We start from the raw sequence: 21,904 nt of genomic DNA on the forward strand, positions 1-21,904 counted from the left end.
GGGGGGGGGGGGGGTGGGGTGGGGGGTTGGGGCGGGGGGGGCCCGTTGCTCCGGGTGTTTTTGGGCCGGGCGCCCCCCGCCCGGCACCACCGGCATCCCTTTCCCAACCATGAGAAAATGCCCCGCATGAACACTGCTACCTCCCCGCAGGCGCGCGGTTCCGGCCGCCGGACCCTGGTGCTGCTGTTCGCCGTGTTCTTCGGGGCGATGGCGTTGGCCGCCGTGCTGCGCTTCACCGGCTGGCAGCCCACCGGGCACCGCAACGCCGGGCAGCTGCTGCAGCCGCCGGTCGACCTGCGCCAGCAGGCGCCCACCCTGGCCAACGGCCAGGCCTACCCCTGGAACCCCGAAGCGCGGACCTGGCGCCTGCTGGTGGCCCCCGCCGGCGCCTGCGACGCGCAGTGCGTCACTTTGTCGCAGGGACTGGGCAAGGTGTGGCAGCTGTTCGGCCATAACGCCGATAATGTCGAGATCCTGTGGCTGGGTACGCCACCGGCGTCGATCGCCTCGCTGCCCGCGCTGCGGCCGCTGGCCCCGTCGCCAGCCCTGCGCGCGGCATTGCCGGGCGTCGATGATCCGGCGGGACTGCCGGTCTACGTGATCGATCCGAACGGCTTCGTGATCATGCGCCATGCCCCCGGTTCCGACCTGGGCGGCCTGCGCAAGGACATGGCCACGTTGCTGAAACTGAAGTGAGTCCTGTTTGATGAGCCTTTCCGCGCGTCCGGCGCTGCATCGCAACTTCCACCGCCTGGCGTGGTTCGCCATGATCATGACCGCCAGTACGATCATGTTCGGCGCCTTCGTCCGCCTGTCCGATGCCGGCCTGAGCTGCCCGGACTGGCCGACCTGCTATGGCCAGGCCACCTGGCCGCAGCACGTGGAAGAGACCATCGGCCACCCGGCCGCCGAGATCCGCCCGCTGGAAACCCACAAGGCCTGGCGCGAGCAGGTGCACCGCTTCCTGGCCGGCGCACTGGGCATCGAGATCCTCACCCTGGCCCTGCTGGCCACCCGCAAGCGCCGCTTCGGAAGCACGGCGGTGGTGACCGCCTGCGTACTGGTGGCCGCCGGCATACCGCTGTACATGATGGGCTGGCATGGCACGGCCAGCATCCTCGCCCTGACCGGTGAGGCGATCCTGCTGATCGCCGCGCTGCGCTGGGGCAACATCGACCTGGCGCGCGCTGCGCTGCTGACCCTGGCGGTGGTGATCTTCCAGGCCCTGCTGGGAATGTGGACGGTGACCCTGCTGCTGAAACCCATCGTGGTGATGGGCCACCTGCTGGGCGGCATGCTGATGTTCGCCCTGCTGGCCTGGATGGCCTGGCGCGCCACCCACCTGCCGATCACCCTGGCCGAAGCGCCCAAGCTGAAGTGGCTGCTGCGCATCGGCGTGGCGGTGCTGGTCACCCAGATCGCCCTCGGCGGCTGGGTCAGCGCCAACTATGCCGCGTTGGCCTGCGGCGGCGGCAGCGCCTCGCTGGACAACTTCCCGCGCTGCGCCAACCAGTGGTGGCCGCAGCACAACTTCGCCGAGGGCTTCACCCTGTGGCGCGGCATCGGCGTGGATTACGAAGGCGGCGTGCTGGATGGCGCCTCGCGCATCGCCATCCAGATGGCGCACCGCCTGTTCGCGATCGTCGTTGCTGCCTACCTGCTGTGGCTGGGCCTGCGCCTGTTCCGCGTGCCCAGCATGCGTGGCTGGGCCAGCGCGCTGGTGGCGCTGCTGGTGCTGCAGGTCACCCTGGGCATCCTCAACGTGAAGCTGGCCCTGCCGCTGGAAGTGGCCGTGGCCCACAACGGCGTGGCCGTTGCCTTGTTGTTCGTACTGGTCAGCCTGCTGGCCCGCCTGCGTGCCCCGGACTGATTCCATGTTTTCCAGATATCGCCAGTACTGGGACCTGACCAAACCCAAGGTCGTGGCCCTGATCGTTTTCACCGCCCTGGTCGGCATGGTCCTGGCCATTCCGGGCGTGCCCAGCTGGGAACAGGTGCGCGCCGGCGCGCTCGGCTTCCTCGGCATCTGGCTGGCCGCCTCTGCCGCCGCGGCCATCAACCAGCTGCTGGATGCGCACATCGATGCACAGATGGCGCGCACCTCGTGGCGCCCGCTGGTGGTGGGCAAGGTCAAACCGTGGCAGGTGCTGGTGTTTGCTGGCGTGCTGATCGTGCTGTCGATGGCGATCCTGCTGCTGTGGGTGAACTGGATCACCGCGGTGCTGACCTTCGCCTCGCTGATCGGTTACGCGGTGATCTACACCGTGTACCTGAAGCGCGCGACCTCGCAGAACATCGTCATCGGCGGCCTGGCCGGCGCGATGCCGCCGATGCTGGGCTGGGCGGCGATCACCGGCATGCAGGGTTCGTCGGACTGGGCGTACTCGTCGCTGCTGGTGCTGATCATCTTCATCTGGACCCCGCCGCACTTCTGGGCGCTGGCGATCTTCCGCCGCGAGGACTACGCCAAGGCGAAGATCCCGATGCTGCCGGTTACCCATGGCGTGGTGCACACGCGCAAGCAGATCATGGTGTATTCGGTGGTGCTGGCGCTGGTGTGCGTGGTGCCGTACCTGGTGGGCATGAGCGGCCCGTTCTACCTGGGCGGCGCGATCGTGCTCAATGCCGTGTTCCTCTGGTACGCCTGGCGCATGCTGAACCCGCCGGACGAGCTGTTCTCGATGAAGATGTTCCACTACTCCATCGTGTACCTGATGGCGCTGTTCGCGTTCCTGCTGGTGGACCACTGGATCCTGCCCTGGATGTGACCTCGGGGTCGGATCCCCGAAGGGGCTCTGACCCCGCCTGATCGCGCGGACATCCACGCATGGCTCGACTAGGGGTCGGATCCCCGCAGGGGCTCTGACCCCCACCTGATCGCGCGGACATCCGCGCATGACGTGAATCACCTTGAACGCCGGTTGCGGCGACGCCATTGCTGTTCCTGACCCCAGAAAAGGAAGCAGCAGGGATGCATTCGATCTTCCGTTGGACCACCGCGCTGATGCTGGCGCTGGGCATGGCCGTGAGCGCGCATGCCGACGACACTGCCGCGCAGATCCGCCAGCACACCGCCGACCACCGCATGCTGGTGCTGGGCGAATTCCACGGTACACGCGAGACGCCGCTGCTGGTACGGCAGCTGGTGGACGACTACAGCCGTGACGGCAAGCCGGTACTGCTGGCGCTGGAACTACCGCGTGCCGAAAACCCCACGCTGCGCGACTACCTGGCTTCCGATGGCGGGGCCGCGGCACGCCAGCGCCTGCACGGCCGCGCGTTTTGGACAGTGCATGACGACCAGCATGACGGCCGTCGCAGCCGCGACATGCTGGCGATGATCGAAGACCTGCGCGCGCTGAAGGCGCAGGGTCGCGTCATCGACGTGGTCGGCTATGACGTCGACAACAGCGATGGCGGCAATCAGGCACGCGACGACCGCATGGCGGCCGAGCTGCGGCGGCTGTACCGGCGCGTGCCGGATGGCGCACGCATGCTGGTGCTGACCGGCAACGTGCACGCCATGCTGCAGCGGCCGGCAGGTGCACCGCCGGAAATGCAGACGCGACCGATGGCATCACTCCTGCGCGATCTGGATATCTACAGTGTTCGATTGGGCGCGTTGCGTGGCCAGGCGTGGGCATGCGCGGACACTTGCGTGGCGCGGTCACTTCCAGAGCAGGGGGCCACGGGGCCGCGGGTCGATGCCCATGCAGGACGCCAATACGACCTGTGGGTCTGGATGCCGGAACTGAGCGTCGGCACGCTGGTGGACCCGTGACGCCAGGCAACCCATCCACGCATGGCGTGGATCTACTGAGGGCTACGCCATCCGCGGTTTGGTAGATCCACGCCATGCGTGGATGGTTTCCACGAACCTCCGTGCATTCAATGTCGGATTCTGATCGCCAGGGCGGGCACTGCATCCATTGACCACGCTGCTGGGTTGTAGGGATTTGCCGCGCCGCGCGGTTCCTGCGAGCGGTGGGTCACAGATGCTGGCTGATCCACTGGGTCGGTCGATCCAGGGCAGATACACAGGTGTTGCGGGATGACTCGCAATTCTGTGGAGCAACGCGGTCGTGATGAATTTCCTTCTGCTGTGCGCTGCCCTCGTGGCGATTGCAGTGAATGCACCCGCACCGGATGAAGAGTCTGACGCGGTCGGGCAATGGTTGCAGCAACGCGCCATGCAGGCGGCGGCGCAGGCGAACCCATCGCCTGTGGGGAGCTACCGCATCGTGCGATTGGCAGACCTGGATGCCCCCGAAGCAGTGAAGCAGCAGCTTCGTGCTGATATCGAGCGATCCAACGGTGTCGTGCGGGTTGCAGAAGGGGGCATCCCAACGCAGGCCGAAATGCTGGCCGCCTTGCCCCGCACCCACCGTTCGGCATCGGAACTACGCCGCCGCCTGCTGCAGCCACCCAGCACGCTGGAAGGCAGTCTGCTGGGACCGGCGGAGCTGATCGGCATGGAGCCCAGTGGCAGGCTGGATGGAGGAACGTCCTCAGGCCTGAGCCGCTTCTACCGGCTGGAGGGTGTCGGCATCGTGGAATTCAGCGAGAACAATTTCATCGCCGCAGGCACGCAGATCGAGGTGATCGCGGAGGCGCAGAACACCAGGGTGAACGGCACGCCTGCGCATATCGGGAAGACCGTGGACAGCGTCGGCCGCACCCGCGTCGAGCTTGCCTGGATGGGCGGTAGCAAGACCTACAGTCTGATTGCCACCGGCGAGTCGGGGAGTGATGTGGAGCGTCATGCGCGGGTGCTGCATGATATCGCAGCGGCCATCGTGGATTAGCAGCGGCGCGAGCATCATCCACGCATGGCGTGGATCTACGCGGGGTCAGATCCCCGAAGGGGCTCTGACCCCGTCCGCGTTACGCCGGGCATGGCCCGGCGCTACCGGACTCAGGGCGCGCGCTTCGCATACCGCTGCGCGATCACGCCGCAGACGATCAGCTGGATCTGGTGGTAGATCATCACCGGCAGCACGATGGCGCCCAGGCTGCCACCGGCGAACAACACCTTGGCGATCGGCACGCCGGTGGCCAGGCTCTTCTTCGAGCCGCAGAACACGATGGCAATCTCGTCTTCGCGGTTGAAGTGCAGGCGGCGGGCCAGGAAGGTGATGAGCGGCATCGCGATGCCGAGCAGCACAGCAGCGACCACGGCCACGGCGAACAGGGACAGCAGCGGCGTCTTGCTCCACAGCCCTTCGGTCACCGCTTCGCCGAACGCCGAGTACACCACCAGCAGGATGGTGGCCTGGTCGGTGTAGCGCAGCAGCGCACGCTGCTTTTCCACCCAGCCGGCAATCCACGGCCGCAGCAGGTGGCCGGCTACGAACGGCACCAGCAGCTGCAGCATGATGCCGCCGATGGCATGCAGCGGGTCGTGCACGCCGCCGGAAGTGCCGGCCAATGCGGTCAGCAGCAGGGGCGTGAGGAACACGCCGAGGATGCTCGACAACGAAGCGCTGCACACCGCCGCCGGCACGTTGCCGCGTGCCATCGAGGTGAACGCGATGGACGACTGCACGGTGGAGGGCAGGGTGCACAGGAACAGCACGCCCAGGTACAGCTCCGGCGTCAGCAGCCAGCCCGACAGCGGCTTGAACAGCAGGCCCAGCAGCGGGAACAGGATGAAGGTGCAGGCGAGGATGGTCAGGTGCAGCCGCCAGTGCAGCATGCCGCCGATGATCGATTCGCGCGGCAGGCGCGCGCCATGCAGGAAGAACAGCGCGGCGATGGCCACGGTGGTGACGTCGTCCAGCACGATGGCGGCGGCGCCCTTCATCGGCAGCAGCGAGGCCAGGCCGACGGTGCACAGCAGGGCGATTGTGAAGTTGTCCGGTCGCAGGCGCGACCACCAGCGGGTCATGGTGGGCAGGCTCCTCGTTACAGGGGGTCAGGGATGGGAGGTGGGTGCGGCCAGGCGTTGCCGGGTGGCCGCTTCCAGTGAGGTCAGGCCAGCACGCTGGCCCAGTTGCAGGGCCTGCTCGGGGCTGGCGTGTTCGTAGCGGGCATTGACCAGGCCGAGCACGGCGCCGGCACGGTTGCCCGAGGCGCAGTGCAGCAGCACCGGGCCCTGGCTCTGCTGCAGTGCCTGGTGCACGGCGCGTACGTTGGCCGCATCCAGGCCCTCGGCGCCGGCCACCGGGATGCGCACGTAGCGCAGGCCCAACGCCTCGGCCTGGGCGGTCTCGTCGAAACCACGGTCCTCGCCGGGCTGGCGCAGGTCGATGACGGTGCGCACGCCCTGCGCGGCCAGCGCCTGCAGCTGCGTGGCACTGGGCTGGCCGCCGGCATACAGGCCGGGGCGGACTTCGTTGAGCGGCGTCTCCCCGGCCCAGGCGGGCAGGGTCGTGCAGAGTGACAGAAACAGCAGGCAGGTCAGGCGCAGCAGCATGCTCTCTCCGTGTGTAGGGCTGCCGCTACAGGCGCAGGGTGGCGCGGGCCTTCAGCAGTTCGCGCAGTTCGTACTTGTCAGTATCGTCCAGGCCCTGCTGGCGCTGCTTTGCCAACAGCTCGTCCAGACGTTGCACCAGCAGTTGTTTCTCCAGCTGGGCCACCGCGTCGTGCAGTTCCTGGGTCCACATCGCTTCGTCGCCGGGCATGGTCTGCGCGGCCAGCGTGTGCAGCGAGGCCTGCTCTTCGCGGCCGTCGAAATGTTCCAGCAGGGCGCCGGTGCTGATGTCCGGGCGCTGTTCGACCAGCCCCAGCAGTTCCAGCAGCAGTTCCACGCCGGGCAGGCGCAGGCCCTGGAAGTGGTGCTTGCCGCCCAGGCTCATCGCCAGCGAGGGCTGCTGCAGCAGCACGGCGATGGCGCCGCGTACCAGGCTGCGCTTGGCGATGGGCTGGATCTGCCGCGCCGGCGCGCGCTGCGGCATCAGTGCGCGCGCGGCTGCGGCGTTGCCACCACCCAGGCCGGTCAGCTGCGCCAGCTGCTGCTTCATCAGGTCGCCGAAGGCGCCATCGGGAATCTGCGCCAGCATCGGCTTGGCCCGCTCGGCCAGGCGCGCCTTGCCGTCCAGCGTGCCCAGGTTGATCTCGCGGGTCAGTTCATCGAAGAAGAACTGCGACAGCGGCGTGGCCTGCTTCAGGCGGTCGTTGAAGACCTCGGCGCCTTCCTTGCGCACGATGGTGTCCGGGTCCTCGCCATCGGGCAGGAACAGGAAGAACGCCTGGCGGCCGTCCTTCATGCGTGGCAGCACCGATTCCAGCGCCTTCCAGCCGGCACGGCGGCCGGCGGCGTCGCCGTCGAAGCAGAAGAACACGTCCGGCGCGTTGCGGAACAGCAGCTCGGCGTGGTCCGGCGTGGTGGCCGTGCCCAGCGTGGCCACCGCCTGGGTGACCCCGAACTGGAACAGCGAGACCACGTCCATGTAGCCCTCGACCACGATCAGCCGCTCGATCTTCTGGTTGGCCTGGCGCACCTGCCACAGGCCGTACAGCTCGCGGCCCTTGTGGAACAGCGCGGTTTCCGGCGAGTTGAGGTACTTGGGGCCGTCGTCCTTCTCGAACACGCGACCACCGAAGGCGATGACGCGGCCACGGCGGTCGAAGATCGGGAACATCACCCGGTCGCGGAACTTGTCGTAGACGTGGCCGCGGTCGTTCTTGGAGAACAGGCCGGCGCGGTCGAGCAGCTTCATCCGCCGCTCGTCCTTGCCCAGCGCGTCGCGCAGGCCGCTGTAGCCGTCCGGGGCATAGCCGATCTGGAAGCGCGCGCGGTTTTCCTCGTCCACGCCGCGGCCGTCCAGATAGGTGCGCGCCTTCTCGCTGCCTTCCAGGTTCTTCTGGAAGAACTTGGTCGCCGCATCCAGCGCCGAATACAGCTCGCGGCTGTCGTCCTGCTGCTGGGCGTTGCGCGGGTTCTCGCTGCGCGGCACTTCCATGCCGGCGCGCTTGGCCAGTTCATCCACCGCATCGAGGAATTCGAGGCGGTCGTAGTTCATCAGGAAGCTGATGGCGGTGCCGTGCGCGCCGCAGCCGAAGCAGTGATAGAACTGCTTGGTGGGCGAGACCGTGAACGAGGCCGAGCGCTCGTCATGGAACGGGCAGCGCGCCGCGTATTCCTTGCCCTGGCGCTTCAACGGCACGCGGCTGCCCACCACCTCGACGATGTCGGAGCGGGCCAGCAGGTCGTCGATGAATGCGTCGGGGATACGGGCCATGGGCAACAGGGCAGGGGCGCGGCCGGTGGCCACGCGAGGCGGAACGATCAATCCGCCTAGTTTACTCCCTGTCGGGCAGGGGGCCGGCGTTGGCCGGATCGATGCCGGCAGCGGCCAGATGGGTGCGGGCGCGCAGGCGCTCGTCGATCACCGCGGTCATCAGCGCGCCGACGAAGAACACCACGGTGGCGTAGTAGATCCAGACCAGCGAGATGACCAGTGCGCCCATCGAACCGTAGGCACTGCCCGGGGCCACGGTGGCGATGTAGACGCCGATGCCATAGCGGCCCAGCGCGAACAGCGCCGAGGTGATGACGCCGCCGATGAAAGCCTGGCGCCAGGCCACGCGGCGGTCCGGCAGATAGTGGTACATGAAGGCGAAGCCGACCGCGTACAGCAGCAGGCTGGTGAGGTAGCCGATGGCCGGCAGGATGGACGGCAACTGGGCGAAGGCCACCTGCAGCATGGTGGTGGCGGTCATCGACAGGATCAGCAGGAAGCCCAGCGCCAGCACCACGCCGAAGGAGAACACGCGCTTGCGCAGCCAGGCCTTGATGCCCTCCAGCCGCTCGCCGCTGGTGCGGAAGATCAGGTTGAGGGCGTTCTGCAGCTGGGCGAACACCGCGGTGGCACCGATGAACAGCAGCAGGGTGCTCCACAGCCCGGCCAGCGAGCCGACGTCGGGCTGGTTGTCGGCGTTCTTCAGCACGGTTTCGGCCACGGTGGCCGCGCTGCTGCCGGCGGCGGCGCTGATCTGCTCGACCAGGGCCTGCTGCGCGGGCGGGTACAGCGAAGCGGTCAGCCACAGCAGCAGCACCAGCAGCGGTGCCATCGAGAGCAGGGCGTAGAAGGAGACCGAGGCGGCCTGGGTGAGCACGTCGATCTCGACGAAGCGCTTGCCGACGGCCATGGGGAAGCTGTCCTGCAGGCGCTGGACGTACTTGCGTAGATTCACGGGGACAGTAGACGCGTGTTCAACCATGCCGGTGTTGTAGCAGCCGGCGGTCGAAGGCGTGGTGAAGCATCGCGGCGACGCGGTCGCGGCGGTGGGGGGGGGGGGGGGGGGGGGGGGGGGGGGGGGGCGGGGGCGGCGGGGGGGGGGGGGGGGGGGGGGGGGGGGGGGGGGGGGGGGCGGGGGGGGGGGGGGGGGGCGGGGGGGGGGGGGGGGGGGGGGGTCTGTGCGTTTTGGGGTGTTTAATGGGTTCGTACCGGGGTATGGGGGATTGGGGGGCTGTTCCGTTGCGCGGGCTAATGGGCTGGGACCCCGGGTGCTGGCTTACGACAGCTGCTGCTTGACCAGCTTGGACACCAGGCCCATGTCGGCCTGGCCGGCCAGCTTGGGCTTCAGTGCGCCCATCAGCTTGCCCATGTCGGCCGCACCGGTGGCACCGGTCTCGGCAATGGCGGCCTGGATGGCGGCCACGATCTCGGCTTCGCCCATCTTGGCCGGCAGGTAGGCTTCGATCACCACGATCTCGGCGCGCTCGATCTCGGCCAGGTCTTCACGGTCGGCGGCCACGAACTGGGTGACCGAGTCCTTGCGCTGCTTGACCATCTTGTCCAGCACGGCGATGACGGCGGTGTCATCCAGCTCGACACGCTCGTCCACTTCCTTCTGCTTGATGGCGGCGTTGATCAGGCGAATCACGCCCAGCTTGTGCTTCTCGCCCGCCTTCATGGCGGCCTTCATGTCGTCGGTGAGCTGCTGCTTCATGCTCATGAGGAACCTCGTGGTGGTGGTGGGGCAGGGGCGGATGCCGAACCCGGAAACGCAAAAAGCCGGCGACGCTTGCGCGTGCCGGCTTCGGCTCCACTGCGACAGGCAAGCCCATCGCAATGAAGATGCGTCCGATCAGTACAGGCGCTGACGCTTGGTGACGTCGCGCGACGAGCGGCGCAGCTGACGCTTCACAGCAGCGGCAGCCTTGCGCTTGCGCTCCTGGGTCGGCTTTTCGTAGAACTCGCGCTTGCGGGTTTCGGCCAGCACACCGGCCTTTTCGCAAGTGCGCTTGAAGCGGCGAAGAGCAAACTCGAAGGGCTCGTTCTCGCGGACTTTGACGCTGGGCATGGAATCTCCGGGACACAGTAGAACCGGGTCACGCCCGGCGAGCCGCACATTATAGCGGCGAATCAACAAACTGCAAGCGTCCAACCCTGAATGCGGGCCGGGGGCGAAAGCAGTGAGATCTGCACGTCCCCCGAGGGGGCGGCAGGGGCGTCATAATAGCAGGCATGCGAGTCCTTGGCATCGAATCTTCCTGTGATGAGACCGGCGTGGCGGTGTATGACACCGACCTGGCCGGCAGCGCGGCCCTGCGCGCCCATGCGGTCTACAGCCAGATCGCCCTGCACGCCGAGTACGGCGGTGTGGTGCCCGAGCTGGCCAGCCGCGACCACGTCCGCAAGCTGCTGCCGCTGGTGCGCCAGACTCTGGCAGAGGCCGGCCTGGGCGTGGGCGACATCGACGGGGTGGCCTATACGGCCGGCCCTGGCCTGGTCGGCGCCCTGCTGGTCGGCGCGGGCGTGGCCCGTTCGCTGGCCTGGGCGCTGGAGGTGCCGGCGGTGGGCGTACACCATATGGAAGGCCACCTGCTGGCCCCGTTGATGGAAGACGACCCGCCGGAAGCCCCGTTCGTGGCCCTGCTGGTGTCCGGCGGCCATACCCAGCTGGTGGCAGTGGACGCCATCGGCCAGTACCGCCTGCTGGGCGAGACCCTGGACGATGCGGCCGGCGAGGCCTTCGACAAGACCGCCAAGATGATGGGCCTGCCTTACCCGGGCGGCCCGCAGCTGGCCAGGCTGGCCGAGCAGGGCACGCCGGGCGTCTACCGCTTCGCGCGGCCGATGACCGACCGCCCGGGGCTGGATTTCAGCTTCTCCGGCCTGAAGACCCAGGTCCTGATGGCCTGGCGCGACAGCGACCAGAGCGAACAGACCCGCGCCGACATCGCCCGTGGCTTTGAAGATGCGGTGGTGGAGACCCTGTCGATCAAGTGCGAGCGCGCGCTGGAAGCGGCAGGCACCAACGTGATCGTGGTGGCCGGCGGCGTGGGCGCGAACAAGCGCCTGCGCGCCCGCCTGCAGCAGATGGCCGAACGCCTGGGCGGCCGCGCCTGCTTCCCGCGCCCGGCGCTGTGCACCGACAACGGCGCGATGATCGCCTTCGCCGGCGCACTGCGCCTGCAGGCCGGCCAGCACAACCCGCCGAAGGTGGAAGTCACCCCGCGCTGGGACATGGCGACCCTGCCGGCGGTCTGAACCGTAATGCCGGACCGCGGCCGGCGGACGCATCACGGACGGCCGGCCAACGGCGATGCCGCCAGCACCGTCGTCGCCCGCTCATGGCGCTGCAGCCACCCCAGGGTGTGCGGGCAGCGCGCATGGATCAGCCGCCCGATTGCGGCCAGATCGGCACCGATGTCGCGCTCGAGGATGGGTTCGTGGTGGGCGATGCGGTTGCGCAGGTGGCGGATGCGGCCAATATCCGCGTGGATGGCTTTCCGGATGACACTAGGGTGGGCGGAAGGCGCATGGCGCAGGACCCCGCTGAGTGCCGGTATCCACAGCGTGGAGTCGAAGCGACATGTGAATAGCTGCTGCCAGAACACCATTGGCAGGTTGGCGACGATCTCAGGTGTATCGCTTACGCGACTGGCAAGTTGTTCCAGTGCCGTGCGTGGAGAAGTACTGGACGAAGTTGGCAGTCTGCGTCGGAAGGCATCATTCCAAGGCCAACGTGGGCCGTGCTGCCGAACGAGAACCGTTGCCGCGGCGTTGCGGGTGACCACTTCGCACAGATGGACCGGCATCATCAGCGCGCCGCACAGCCGCATGTTCCACAGGTAGAGGGATTCGGCTGTGACGCCGGGGCCGCAGGTCGATGCAATTCTCTCGTAAGTAGACAGACGCTCCGCTGACAACGCGCGCCGCAGTGCATCGTATGAAGCCATCGTGATGTGCGGTGGTGAAGAATGAATCGATGTTGGCCAGTCACGCGGGCAACAACCATCAGGGAACGTCGTTGTGCGGGTGGCCGATTCTCTGTGTTTCGCCTCGGACGAACACCTGACCTTGGCTGTCGGAACTGGCCTTGACCGACGATCTGGACCCTGCCTACTCTGCATGCCTGCGCCACCGGGACTCGCGGCTGTTCAACAGCTCCCCCCGGGGACAAACGGTAGTACCAAAGGGCCCTGCTAGCGGGGCCCTTTGTTTTTCCGTCACCAGCAATTGTCGCAATCGCCTCTCGCATCGGGCAGGACCGATGGGGTAACTTCGCCAGAGTGTGCTCCGGGACTCGCGGCTGGATTCCAGCTTCCCCTGGGGACGTTGAGAGGTACCAAAGGGCCCCGCTAGCAGGGCCCTTTGTCTTTCCCGCCCCTGCCGCACCCCAGCCACGCCGCCGCCCGTTCCGGGCAGGCTCACCGCCGTGCCGTTACCATGGCCGCCTGTATCCGGCTGGTAACCGCAATGGACAAGGTTTTCATCGAAGGGCTGACGATCGACGCCCTGATCGGCATCTACGACTGGGAACGGCGGATCCGGCAGGACCTGGTGTTCGACCTGGAAATGGGCTTCGACAACCGCCGCCCGGCCGCGTCCGATGACATCGCCCATACCCTGAACTACAAGGCGGTGAGCAAGCGCCTGGAGCAGTTCGTGCGCGAATCGGAATTCGGCCTGGTCGAGACCCTGGCCGAGCGCTGCGCGCAGATCGTGCTGGACGAGTTCGACGTGAAGTGGCTGCGCCTGAAGCTGAGCAAGCCCGGTGCGGTGCGCGGCGCGCGCGCGGTGGGCGTGATCATCGAGCGCTCTCGCGACTGACCGGTCGTGCCGGCCGCTGGCCGGCAACCTCAATCTCAACACAAACAAAAAAGGAGACAATCGATGGTGGACGCGGTGGTGGCGGTACAGTGGCTGGAACAGCTGCAGATGACACTGGAACCCTATCCCGGCGCCTACCTGGCGTTGATGATCACGGCGCTGCTGGTCGCCGCCGGCCTGGCCAACTGGGTCACCAAGCGCATCCTCGTGCGCGGCCTGCGTCGCCTGCTGCAGCGCCTGCCCGGCGCCGAATCCGGGCGCGGCAGCCACCTGATGCGGGTGATCGCGCGGCTCTCCAACGTGGTTCCCAGCCAGGTGATCGCCTCGGGCATCGCCCTCATCCCCGACCTGCCGCCCGGCCTGGTCAACGTCATCATCAAGCTGTGCATCGTGTGGGCGGTGCTGACCGTGTCGCTGGCGTTCTCGCACGCGCTGGATGCCGTCAACAGCCTGTACGAGCGCAAGCCCGATGCCCGCAACAAGCCGATCAAGGGCTACCTGCAGGTGGTCAAGATCGTGGTGTTCGTGGCCGCCGGCCTGTCCATCGTCGCCACCCTGCTGGGGGTGAAGATCGGCCCGCTGGTGACCGGCCTGGGCGCGGCCACCGCAGTGCTGATGCTGATCTTCCAGGACACCATCCTGTCGCTGGTGGCCAGCGTGCAGATCAGTGGCGACGGCCGCGTGCGCCTCGGCGACTGGATCGAGATGCCCAGCCAGAACGCCGACGGCGATGTCATCGATATCGCCCTGCACACCATCACCGTGCAGAACTTCGACAAGACCATCACCACCATCCCGACCAAGAAGCTGGTGACCGAGTCGTTCAAGAACTGGCGCGGCATGCAGGAGGCCGGCGGCCGCCGGATCAAGCGCGCGCTGTACCTGGACCAGCACAGCGTCGGCTTCCTGGATGCGGACGCGCTGCAGCGGCTGGGCCAGTTCGCCCTGCTGGGCGACTACCTGCGTGACAAGGCGCAGGAGCTGGAGCAGTGGAACGGGCGCCTGCGCGAGCAGGGCGTGGCCGAGGTGAACAGCCGGCGGGTGACCAACCTGGGCACCTTCCGCGCCTACGTGGAGCGCTATCTGCGCAGTCACCCGGGCGTCCATACCGATATGACCCTGCTGGTACGGCAGATGCAGCCCACCACCGAGGGTCTGCCGCTGGAGATCTACTGCTTCACCCGCAGCACCACCTGGGCGGTCTATGAAGGGGTGCAGTCGGACATCTTCGACCACCTGCTGGCGATCCTTCCGGCCTTTGGCCTGCGGGTGTTCCAGGCCTCCAGCGATGCCATGTTGATGGCGGGGCAGCGCGCACTGGCCGGGTCAGAGTAAGCTCCTCCCTCGCGTCCGCCCCCGTATGGGCCGCCCAGACTGTGGGCGGGCGCACGAAACTGAATGACGAAACCTCTCGCCAAATGGCCCGGGAACGCTAGAATGCCGGGCTTGTAAACGTTTTCATAAGGACAGCTGGTGGCCTCCGATCGCATCGAATCCCTCATTGCCCAGATGACCGTCGAGGAAAAGGTCGGCCAGCTGGGTGTCTTCGCGGACATGGTCCGCCCGTTCGCCCCGGACGTGAACCCGGAAGCCAACGTGCGCAACGCCGACCAGGTGCTGCAACAGGTGCGCGAAGGCAAGGTCGGCTCGCTGTTCAACGGCGTGGGCGCCGAACTGGGCCGCCGCATCCAGCAGGTCGCCACCGAGGAGAGCCGCCTGGGCATCCCGGTGATCCTGGCTGCCGACGTCATCCACGGCATGCGCACTGTGTTCCCGATCCCGCTGGGCGAAGCCGCCAGCTTCGAACCGGACCTGGCCGAGCGCACCGCCCGTGCCACCGCCGTCGAGGCCACCGCCGCCGGCCTGCACTGGACCTATGCACCGGCCGTGGACATCGCCCGCGACCAGCGCTGGGGCCGTGGCGCCGAAGGTGCCGGTGAGGACGTGGTGCTGGGCTGCGCCTTCGCCGCCGCCCGCGTGCGCGGTTTCCAGGGCGGCGACCTGCGCGCCGCCGATTCGCTGCTGGCCACGCCCAAGCACTTCGCTGCCTATGGCGCGGTGATGGCCGGCATGGAATACAACATGGTGGACATCTCGCCGCAGACCCTGCGCGACGTGCACCTGCCGCCGTTCAAGGCCGCCTTCGACGCGGGCGCGATCACCGTGATGTCCTCGTTCAACGACATCAACGGCGTGCCGGCCAGCGCCAACGCCGAACTGCTGACCGACATCCTGCGCGGTGAGTGGAAGTTCCCGGGCGTGGTGATCTCCGATTACACCGCCGACATGGAACTGGTCGCCCACGGCTATGCCGCCGACGACCGCGACGCCACCGCCAAGGCCTTCACCGCCGGCCTGGACCTGAGCATGCAGAGCGGCTTCTACGCCGAGCACCTGCCGGGCCTGGTCGAGAGCGGCGAAGTGCCGATGGCCGTGCTGGATGAAGGCGTGCGCCGCATCCTGTGGCTGAAGGAAACCATTGGCCTGTTCGACGATCCGTACCGTTCGCTGGACCCGGCGCGCGAAGCGGATACCTCGCACATCGCCGCCCATGACGAGCTGTCGCGCGATGCCGCGCGCCGTTCGATCGTGCTGCTGAACAACCGCGACAACGTGCTGCCGCTGCAGAAGACCGGGCAGAAGATCGCCCTGATCGGCCCGTTCGTGCAGGACCGCGAGAACATCGAAGGCTGCTGGACCCTGTTCGGCGACAAGCAGCGCTACGTGGACCTGGAAACCGGCGTGCGCGCCGCCATCGGCGATGAAGCGCTGCTGGAAGTCGTGCCGGGCAGCGAGCTGGAAGCCGCGATTCCCGGTGGCACCGAAGCGGCCGTGGCCGCTGCGCTGCGCGCCGACGTGGTGGTGCTGGCCCTGGGCGAACCGCAGCGTTACAGCGGTGAAGCGCAGTCGCGCGTGGAAATCACCCTGCCGCCGGCACAGCAGGCGCTGGCCGAGGCCGTGGCGATGACCGGCAAGCCGCTGGTGGTGCTGCTGCGCAATGGTCGCGCGCTGGCCCTGCGGGGTGCGGTGCGCAATGCGCATGCCGTGGCGGTCACCTGGTACCTGGGCACGCAGACCGGCCATGCCGTGGCCGATGTGCTGTTCGGCGATTACAGCCCGTCCGGCCGCCTGCCGGTCAGCTTCCCGCAGGTGTCCGGCCAGCAGCCGTACTTCTACAACCACCCGCGTACCGGCCGCCCGGAACTGCCGACCATGTCGGAGTTCAAGGCACGCTGGCGCGAGATTCCGAACGAGCCGCTGTACCCGTTCGGCCACGGCATCGGCTATGCGACCTTCGCTTACGGCGTGCCGCAGCTGAGCGCGGCCCAGCTCGGCTGGGACGACACGCTGACCGTGACCACCACGCTGACCAACACCAGCGCCGTGGCCGGTGAGGAAGTGGTGCAGCTGTACATCCACGACCGCGTGGCCAGCCGCGTGCGGCCGGTGCGCGAGCTGAAGGACTTCCGCAAGGTCGCCCTGCAGCCGGGCGAGTCGACCGAAGTGAGCTTCAGCCTGACCCGCGAGCAGCTGGCCTTCACCGGCCGTGACGGCGTGCTGCGTGCCGAGCCGGGCCAGTTCGACGTGTGGGTGTGTGCTTCGTCGGCCGCCGGCGAAGCCGTGCAGTTCGAGCTGCTGAAGGGCTGATCGCACCGGCAGGAACCGCCGGTGGAGCATCCACGCATGGCGTGGATCTACTGGCAGTGAGGCGCCGGGCCCATCCCGGCGGCCGCACGCAGGGCAACCCCGCGGGGCAGGCCCCGGCGCTACCATCGGACCCTTGATCCGATGGAGTCCGCGCCATGCGCCAGATTGCTTTCCTGATTCCGGCCCTGCTGCTGGCCGCCTGTTCGCAGCCGGCACCGCCGGCCGAGCCTGCTGCCGATGCGCCGCCGCCGATGACCGGTTCCACGCCGGCTGAAGCTGCTGCCAGCACCACGCCTGATGCGGCCGCTGCGCCGCAGGCTGCGGCCGAGCACGCCAGCGAAACCCCGGCGCCCGCTGCCGCCGCCGATGAAGGCGATGCGCGCGCACGCATCGACAGCGTGCTGGGCGACGCCGCGCAGTACGAAAAGGTGTTCAACGCCTTCAAGACCGCCGTGGTCGGTGGTGACCGCGCTGCGGTGGTGGAGGAAGTGCGCTTCCCGCTGAACATCGCCGGCGGCAAGAAGATCACCGGCCCCGGTGAGTTCCAGCGCAACTACGAAAAAATCATTACCCCGGCGGTGGTCAAGGCGATTTCAGAGCAGGAGTTCGGCAAGGTCTTCGTCAACCAGCAGGGCGTGATGATCGGCGATGGCCAGGTCTGGCTGACCGGCGAGTGCCTGGACAAGGCCTGCGCCCGCACCGAGGTGAAGGTCGGCACCATCCAGTAAACGAAGGCGGCCCCGCGTGATGCGGGGCCGTTCTATCAACGAAATGCCGGCCAGCCGCCGGCACCACCGGAGTCAGGCTTTCGGGGTCAGCTTCAGCAGGCGCGCCTTGCTGCCGTCTTCCAGCAGCCACAGCGCGCCATCGGGGCCCTGTTCCACTTCGCGGATGCGCTCGCCCATGTTGAAGCGTTCGGCTTCGCGGGCGTTCTCGCCATCGAACGCCACCCGCACCAGCGAGGTGGACGACAGGCCCCCGATGAAGGCGCTGCCCTTCCACTGCGGGAACAGGCTGCCGCTGTAGAACATCAGGCCGGCCGGCGAGATCACCGGGTTCCAGGTCACCTTCGGTGCGGCGAATTCCGGACGGGTGTCGTGGTCGGGAATCGGGCGGCCGTCGTAGTGGTCGCCGTTGGAGACGATCGGGTAGCCATAGTTGGCACCGCGCTGGATCAGGTTCAGTTCGTCGCCGCCGGCCGGGCCCATTTCCTGCGCCCACAGCTTGCCGTTGGCGTCGAAGGCGATGCCCAGCACGTTGCGATGGCCCAGCGACCAGACCTGGGCGGCGACGCCGCCCTGCGAGGCGAACGGATTGTCCGCCGGCACGCTGCCATCGTCGTTGAGGCGGATGATCTTGCCGAGGTTGCCGCTCATGTCCTGGGCCGGATCGAACTTCTGGCGTTCGCTGGAGCTGATCCACAGCTTGCCGTCCGGGCCGAAGGCGAGGCGGTGGCCGTAGTGGCCCTGGCCGCTGACCTTGGGGGTCTGCCGCCAGATCACCTTCAGGTCCTTCAGCGCACCGCTGCCATCGGCATTCAGTGCCAGGGTGGCGCGCGCCACGGCCGCACCACGGGTGTCGAGCGTGCCTTCTTCGGCGTAGCTGACGTAGACCACGTTGTTGCGGGCAAAATCAGGGTGCAGGATGACATCGCCGAAGCCGCCTTGGCCGCCGTAGGCCACCTTCGGCACGCCGGTGATCTCGTGCTTCTGGCCGCTGGCCAGGTCCAGATGCTGCAGCTTGCCGCGCTTTTCGGTGACCAGCAGGCTGCCATCGGGCAGGAAGGTCATCGCCCACGGCTGGTCGAAACGGCTGACCTCGGTGGCAGTGAACGGGCGCTGGTCGGCGCTGGTTGCTGCCGGGGCGGTCTGGGCGGCCGCTGTCGTATCGGGGCCGGCCGCGCTGCAGGCGGTGGTGGCGAGGATGGGCAACAGGCCCATGGCGAGCAGCAGGGGCGCACGTTTCGAAGAACGGGTCATGGGTATCTCCAGGTGGGGATGCGGATGGCCAAGCCCCGTTGTACACCACGCCGGTGAACGGACGCGTGGTCCAAAGGTCCTGCTGCCCCCTGTGCGGCGCGCGGCCGATGGTCTACGGTGTGGGCGTCCGGGCAAAGCGTGCCCGTTGTCTGCCAAGGAACTGCAATGCAACCGACCGTCGTCTCCAAGCCGTCGCCCGCCTTCATCGCCGCCTCCTGGGCGGCCCTGCTGCTGGGCGCGGTGGCCTACCTGATCGGCCTGTTCAATGCCGAGATGGCCTTGAACGAGAAGGGCTACTACCTGACCCTGCTGCTGTTCGGCCTGTTCGCGGCGGTGTCGCTGCAGAAGAGCGTGCGCGACCGGGTGGAAGACATTCCGGTCAGTGGCCTCTACTACGCGCTGTGCTGGTTCGCACTGCTGGCCTCGCTGCTGTTACTGCTGGTGGGCCTGTGGAACGCGACGCTGGCGCTGAGCGAGAAGGGCTTCTACGGCATGGCGTTCGCGCTGTCGCTGTTTGGCGCGGTGGCGGTGCAGAAGAACACCCGCGACCTGATTGCGGCCAATGCCGGTGAACCGGCCCGCAAGGTGGCGATGCCGCCGTTGCCGGAACGCGAGTGACCGCTGGGTTGTAGAGCCGAGCCCATGCTCGGCTCTACAGCCACGTGCCAGTAGATCCACGCCATGCGTGGATGATCCCGCGATCCGTCGAGCAAGCTCGACGCTACAACGGCCAAAGCAGCCGAGCATGGGCTCGGCTCTACAAAGGCAGGGCCTGTCAGCCCTGGCGCCCCAGGCGCGGGTCCACCGTGTGCGCTTCATCCCAGCCACGGCGCACGGCTGCACGGGCCTGCGCCCATTCCAGGCGGCTGCGGCCACGATCGCTGGCCCAGCGCGATTCCAGCTCGCGCTCCACCTCTTCGTAGGCGCGGATCACCTGATCGGCGCGGGTCTCGTGGAAGCGCGCGGCATGCCCGACCTGGTAGGCCGGTTCATAGTCATCGAACAGCAGGCTTGCGTCGTAGTACGGCTCGGCGCTGTAGCGGTCGCGCCAGTAGTCGGAAATGGTCTCGCGCGGGGTGCTGTCATCCGGCACACGGCCGGGAATCTGGTAATCGGGGCTCATCGATCAGGCTCCGTGGTGGACGAAGCCTGATCGTGCCCGTGCAGCGGTTAACCGCCCGGGCCGGTTGCGTGAAGATCAGGTCGCGTCGGCCTTGCGCGGCAGCTTGTAGATCACCGCACCGATGGCGAAGGCGACCAGCGCGGCGGCGATGTTCTGCCAGCTGGCACTGGCGAACAGCGCCACGCACAGCAGCAGCGCCAGCACCGGAATGAGCGGGCCACCGGGCAGCTTCAGCGCGCCGGGACGGTCAGCATAGCGCTTGGCCAGCACCAGCACCGCCGCCGCCGTGCCGATGTAGGCGAACAGGCGCGTGGTCATCGACAGCAGGGCCAGCTGCACGAAGGAACCGGACAGGGCCAGGCCCAACGCGATCAGCCCCTGGCAGAAGATCGCCGCGGCCGGCGTGCGGAAGCGCGGATGCACCTGCGCCAGCACCTTCGGGCCGTAGCCATCGCGGGCCAGGGCGAACAGGAAGCGCGGTCCCATCATCATCGTGTTGCTGTTGGTGCCGAGGATGGAGATGGTCGCGCCGACGGTGAGGATCAGCGCCAGGGCTTCGCCGCCGAAACCGGCCGCGGCATCGGCCAGCGGCGTGGCCGAACTGGCCAGGCCGGCCAGCGTGCCCTGCGCCACCAGCTGCACCGCGCCGTAGATGACGGTGACGGTGACGATCATGGTGATGAGCGCGAACGGGATGTCGCGGCGCGGGTTGCGGTATTCGCCGGCCGCGGCCGGGATGTTCTCGAAACCGGCGTAGGCGTACAGCAGCAGGAGTGCGGCCTCGCCCATGCGCTGCAGGTCGTGCGGGTCCGGGCGCTGGCCGGAGAACGCCAGCTGCGGGTCGATGTAGAACGCACCGATGGCCACGAACAGCAGCAGCGGCAGCATCTTGCCGATGACCAGCACGATGCCGGTACGCGCCGCCGAGCGCACGCCGATGATGTTGACCCCGGTGAGGAAGCCCAGCGACACCACGATCACCGCGATGCGGCCCATGCCGGCGCCGGCCCACGGCCAGAAGCGCGCGACCGCATCGGCCAGCGCATTGCTGAGCGCAGCGGCCGAGCTGATGCGGGTCAGCCAGATCATCCAGCCGATCTCGAAGCCGGCGAAGCGGCCGAACGCCTCGCGCGCATACAGGTAGCTGCCGCCGGGTTCATCGAAGTAGCTGGCGGCCTGCGCGTAGCACAGCACCAGCAGCGCCACGACGATGCCGGCGGCGACCACGCCCCACAAGCTGAAAGGGCCGAGCAGGGCGACGGTGGCGGCGGGCAGCAGGTAGATGCCGCTGCCGACCACATCGTTGATCGACAGGCCGACGATCTGCCAGCGGCTGACCGCGCGCTGCAGCTGCGGTTCGTCCTGGGCGCTCAACGGCGTGCTCCGGTCAGTGCGGGCAGCTGCCACTGTGCCTGCAGGCGTGCGTACTCGGCGCGCGGCAGCAGCACGAAGCGCGGCGTGTCCTGCGGCCGCAGCCAATCCAGCAGCGCCTGCATGCGTGCCTGCGGCATGGCCGTGCAGCCGGCGGTGGCCTCACCGGGCTGGCGCCACAGGTGGGCGAAGATGCAGCTGCCCTTGCCGGGCTGGTTCTGCGGGTTGTGCGCGATCACGAAGCCTTCCTGGTAACGCACGTCGCCCTTGTCGTGCAGGTCCAGCCGCATCGGTTCGGTGGAGCCCTCTACGGCGGCGCGGCCGACCTTGGCCGCATCGACGATGCGGTTGTAGTACGGCGAGGCCGGCACATCCATGCAGTAGCTGCTGTCGAGCATCGGCTGGTACGCCATCGCGGTACCGGGGCGCGTGCCGGCGTAACCGAACGCACTGCCCAGCGCGAACACGCCGGCCGGGCTGCGGCCATCGCCTTCCTGCTTCTGCGGGCCGTCGCCCTGTGCCGGGTGCAGGCCCAGGCCCCAGGCGCTGCCGCTGCGGCCCAGCGACACCGGGAACGCCGTGCCCTGCGCGCGCCAGCCCTTGCCGTCGCGCACGAAGGCCTGCAGCTGGCCCTGGGTGCTGTCCCAGCCCTCGCTGGTGACCACGATCAATTGCCGCGCGCCATCCAGCGGCGCGGCGTGGAGGGACAGCGACGCGGCCAGCAGCAGCGCGGCGGTGACAAGGCGGGACAGCGGCTTCATCAGCAGGCGCTCCGG

The 21,904-nt window shown here is 68.0% G+C and carries 22 protein-coding genes; 11 read left to right on the forward strand and 11 right to left on the reverse strand.

Annotated features, from left to right (window positions below; translation table 11 throughout):
• Positions 1 to 126: 126 nt before the first annotated feature.
• The 5 genes from ACVOK1_RS11735 to ACVOK1_RS11755 all read left to right on the forward strand — a co-directional run bounded on the left by ACVOK1_RS11735 (position 127) and on the right by ACVOK1_RS11755 (position 4,805).
• Complete coding sequence (locus ACVOK1_RS11735; RefSeq protein WP_150455483.1) at positions 127 to 696, forward strand: hypothetical protein; 570 nt, start codon at positions 127 to 129, stop codon at positions 694 to 696.
• A gap of 10 nt (positions 697 to 706) precedes the next feature.
• The gene (locus ACVOK1_RS11740; protein WP_481562165.1) at positions 707 to 1,870 is read left to right on the forward strand and encodes a COX15/CtaA family protein; all 1,164 of its coding nucleotides are present in this window, start codon (positions 707 to 709) and stop codon (positions 1,868 to 1,870) included.
• 4 nt (positions 1,871 to 1,874) lie between these two features.
• Positions 1,875 to 2,768, forward strand: a complete 894-nt coding sequence (gene cyoE / locus ACVOK1_RS11745) for a heme o synthase (protein WP_108767502.1) — start codon at positions 1,875 to 1,877, stop codon at positions 2,766 to 2,768.
• Positions 2,769 to 2,971: 203 nt separating this feature from the next.
• Entirely contained in the window at positions 2,972 to 3,781 is an 810-nt protein-coding gene (locus tag ACVOK1_RS11750; RefSeq protein ID WP_108767503.1) for a calcium-binding protein, read from the forward strand.
• Positions 3,782 to 4,085: 304 nt separating this feature from the next.
• Positions 4,086 to 4,805: a hypothetical protein gene (locus ACVOK1_RS11755; protein WP_481562166.1), complete on the forward strand. Its 720-nt coding sequence runs from the start codon at positions 4,086 to 4,088 to the stop codon at positions 4,803 to 4,805.
• Positions 4,806 to 4,915: 110 nt separating this feature from the next.
• On the opposite strand, the gene ACVOK1_RS11760 is transcribed toward ACVOK1_RS11755, so the two are convergent.
• The 6 genes from ACVOK1_RS11760 to rpsU form a co-directional block, all read right to left on the reverse strand.
• Positions 4,916 to 5,887, reverse strand: a complete 972-nt coding sequence (locus tag ACVOK1_RS11760; protein WP_481562167.1) for a bile acid:sodium symporter family protein — start codon at positions 5,885 to 5,887, stop codon at positions 4,916 to 4,918.
• A 27-nt stretch (positions 5,888 to 5,914) separates the two neighbouring features.
• The gene (locus ACVOK1_RS11765) at positions 5,915 to 6,415 is read right to left on the reverse strand and encodes a protein tyrosine phosphatase family protein (RefSeq protein WP_481562168.1); all 501 of its coding nucleotides are present in this window, start codon (positions 6,413 to 6,415) and stop codon (positions 5,915 to 5,917) included.
• Positions 6,416 to 6,440: 25 nt separating this feature from the next.
• The gene (dnaG, locus tag ACVOK1_RS11770; protein WP_481562169.1) at positions 6,441 to 8,183 is read right to left on the reverse strand and encodes a DNA primase; all 1,743 of its coding nucleotides are present in this window, start codon (positions 8,181 to 8,183) and stop codon (positions 6,441 to 6,443) included.
• A 61-nt stretch (positions 8,184 to 8,244) separates the two neighbouring features.
• Positions 8,245 to 9,165 carry a YihY/virulence factor BrkB family protein gene (locus ACVOK1_RS11775; RefSeq protein WP_313053284.1) on the reverse strand — a complete coding sequence of 307 codons (921 nt, stop codon included), beginning with the start codon at positions 9,163 to 9,165 and terminating at the stop codon, positions 8,245 to 8,247.
• A gap of 294 nt (positions 9,166 to 9,459) precedes the next feature.
• A complete protein-coding gene (locus ACVOK1_RS11780; RefSeq protein WP_108767508.1) occupies positions 9,460 to 9,903 on the reverse strand; it encodes a GatB/YqeY domain-containing protein in 444 nt (147 codons plus the stop codon).
• Positions 9,904 to 10,035: 132 nt separating this feature from the next.
• Positions 10,036 to 10,251, reverse strand: coding sequence for a 30S ribosomal protein S21 (rpsU, locus tag ACVOK1_RS11785; RefSeq protein ID WP_002808376.1), 216 nt, complete (start codon positions 10,249 to 10,251; stop codon positions 10,036 to 10,038).
• 164 nt (positions 10,252 to 10,415) lie between these two features.
• Here rpsU and tsaD point away from each other — a divergent pair, with 164 nt between their 5' ends.
• Complete coding sequence (tsaD, locus tag ACVOK1_RS11790; RefSeq protein WP_200753709.1) at positions 10,416 to 11,441, forward strand: tRNA (adenosine(37)-N6)-threonylcarbamoyltransferase complex transferase subunit TsaD; 1,026 nt, start codon at positions 10,416 to 10,418, stop codon at positions 11,439 to 11,441.
• Between the two features lie 32 nt (positions 11,442 to 11,473).
• Here the strand turns inward: tsaD and ACVOK1_RS11795 are convergent, their stop codons facing one another.
• Positions 11,474 to 12,133, reverse strand: a complete 660-nt coding sequence (locus ACVOK1_RS11795) for a hypothetical protein (RefSeq protein ID WP_313142229.1) — start codon at positions 12,131 to 12,133, stop codon at positions 11,474 to 11,476.
• 520 nt (positions 12,134 to 12,653) lie between these two features.
• Here ACVOK1_RS11795 and folB point away from each other — a divergent pair.
• The 4 genes from folB to ACVOK1_RS11815 all read left to right on the forward strand — a co-directional run bounded on the left by folB (position 12,654) and on the right by ACVOK1_RS11815 (position 17,383).
• A complete protein-coding gene (gene folB, locus ACVOK1_RS11800; RefSeq protein WP_025878255.1) occupies positions 12,654 to 13,007 on the forward strand; it encodes a dihydroneopterin aldolase in 354 nt (117 codons plus the stop codon).
• 63 nt (positions 13,008 to 13,070) lie between these two features.
• Entirely contained in the window at positions 13,071 to 14,342 is a 1,272-nt protein-coding gene (locus ACVOK1_RS11805; RefSeq protein WP_200753707.1) for a mechanosensitive ion channel family protein, read from the forward strand.
• A 138-nt stretch (positions 14,343 to 14,480) separates the two neighbouring features.
• Complete coding sequence (locus ACVOK1_RS11810) at positions 14,481 to 16,655, forward strand: glycoside hydrolase family 3 N-terminal domain-containing protein (protein WP_481562170.1); 2,175 nt, start codon at positions 14,481 to 14,483, stop codon at positions 16,653 to 16,655.
• Between the two features lie 155 nt (positions 16,656 to 16,810).
• Positions 16,811 to 17,383 (forward strand): hypothetical protein, encoded by a 573-nt coding sequence (locus ACVOK1_RS11815; protein ID WP_481562171.1) that lies wholly within the window; start codon positions 16,811 to 16,813, stop codon positions 17,381 to 17,383.
• A gap of 72 nt (positions 17,384 to 17,455) precedes the next feature.
• Here ACVOK1_RS11815 and ACVOK1_RS11820 read toward each other — a convergent pair whose 3' ends face one another.
• Positions 17,456 to 18,634, reverse strand: a complete 1,179-nt coding sequence (locus ACVOK1_RS11820) for a PQQ-dependent sugar dehydrogenase (RefSeq protein ID WP_256644518.1) — start codon at positions 18,632 to 18,634, stop codon at positions 17,456 to 17,458.
• A 165-nt stretch (positions 18,635 to 18,799) separates the two neighbouring features.
• Here ACVOK1_RS11820 and yiaA point away from each other — a divergent pair, with 165 nt between their 5' ends.
• Complete coding sequence (gene yiaA / locus ACVOK1_RS11825) at positions 18,800 to 19,252, forward strand: inner membrane protein YiaA (RefSeq protein ID WP_481562172.1); 453 nt, start codon at positions 18,800 to 18,802, stop codon at positions 19,250 to 19,252.
• A gap of 157 nt (positions 19,253 to 19,409) precedes the next feature.
• Here yiaA and ACVOK1_RS11830 read toward each other — a convergent pair whose 3' ends face one another.
• The 3 genes from ACVOK1_RS11830 to ACVOK1_RS11840 all read right to left on the reverse strand — a co-directional run bounded on the left by ACVOK1_RS11830 (position 19,410) and on the right by ACVOK1_RS11840 (position 21,889).
• Complete coding sequence (locus tag ACVOK1_RS11830; RefSeq protein WP_406233332.1) at positions 19,410 to 19,757, reverse strand: hypothetical protein; 348 nt, start codon at positions 19,755 to 19,757, stop codon at positions 19,410 to 19,412.
• A gap of 75 nt (positions 19,758 to 19,832) precedes the next feature.
• Positions 19,833 to 21,131, reverse strand: a complete 1,299-nt coding sequence (locus ACVOK1_RS11835) for an APC family permease (RefSeq protein WP_108767516.1) — start codon at positions 21,129 to 21,131, stop codon at positions 19,833 to 19,835.
• Positions 21,128 to 21,889 carry a L,D-transpeptidase family protein gene (locus tag ACVOK1_RS11840; protein WP_481562173.1) on the reverse strand — a complete coding sequence of 254 codons (762 nt, stop codon included), beginning with the start codon at positions 21,887 to 21,889 and terminating at the stop codon, positions 21,128 to 21,130. The genes ACVOK1_RS11835 and ACVOK1_RS11840 overlap by 4 nt, the downstream gene beginning before the upstream one ends.
• Positions 21,890 to 21,904 lie beyond the last annotated feature (15 nt).

The sequence above is a fragment of the Stenotrophomonas sp. STEN087 genome (assembly GCF_056759115.1).